The sequence below is a fragment of the Dellaglioa sp. CoH-57-MRSF-16 genome (assembly GCF_056782055.1).
Genome location: NZ_JBXAXZ010000120.1, coordinates 1 through 333, shown reverse-complemented (window position 1 = coordinate 333; position 333 = coordinate 1). Strand labels below are relative to the sequence as shown.

Sequence of the window (333 nt, the reverse complement as noted above, 5' to 3'; positions counted from 1 at the left end):
ACCTTCGCAAAAGCTGCTGCCGTCTTGTGGACACCGTTTCGCAAGATTATTGAGGAATCTGATTGGTGGAAAGGTCTGTTCGAAATTCTGAAACACCACGGCGATGCTATGGGGACCGAACTTTACAAACTGAGTTCGCTGTACTTCACGCTCGGGTATAAGAACATTCGATTCTATCCTTCTGGTCCAAAATCGAGCACACTTCGTGGCGACACGCGAATTCTGGCAGCACTCGACGAACTTGGTCTCTTTCCGCTACCCACTGGTGATAGTGAGGAAGACGAAACAAGTGAACGCGCAAACTCTGACGAGGCACACAAGTCGCTGTACAAC

General features: G+C 49.5%; 1 protein-coding gene. It reads left to right on the top strand.

The window, feature by feature from the left end; genetic code table 11:
• A partial coding sequence (locus AC1RPH_RS08125; RefSeq protein WP_481762079.1) for a hypothetical protein occupies positions 1 to 333 on the top strand: 333 nt, incomplete at both ends.